The following is a 313-nucleotide window of genomic DNA, read 5'->3' as shown; positions in this document are numbered from 1 at the left end:
GCGCATGCTCGAGGCGCTTCTCGACGCTGTAGCTGCGCCATTCCTCGTCCTCGGCCTCCTTGACCGCGCCGCCGCCCTTGTAGTCGTCGGCGATCGCCAGCAGGGCCTCGGTGGCCTCGGGCGTGCGGTTGAGCACCACGTCCTCGACCCGGTCGCGCAGCGCTTTCGGAATCTCGTCGTAGATTTCCAGCTGGCCGGCGTTGACGATGCCCATGGTCAGGCCGTTGCGGATCGCGTAGTAGAGGAACACCGAGTGGATCGCCTCGCGTACCGGGTTGTTGCCGCGGAACGAGAAGGACACGTTGGACACCCC

1 protein-coding gene is annotated in these 313 nt (G+C 66.5%); it reads right to left on the bottom strand.

Annotation, left to right across the window (positions count from 1 at the left end; all coding sequences use genetic code 11):
• Nucleotides 1-313: hypothetical protein (locus tag ACLJNW_RS24120; protein ID WP_410961207.1), on the bottom strand; the 313-nt coding region annotated here is incomplete at both ends.

Source organism: Salmonella sp. SAL4457, from assembly GCF_046548235.1.
GTDB lineage: Bacteria > Pseudomonadota > Gammaproteobacteria > Enterobacterales > Enterobacteriaceae > Salmonella > Salmonella enterica.
Note: the sequence above shows the minus strand (reverse complement) of the source record. Positions and strands in the feature narration are given on the sequence as shown.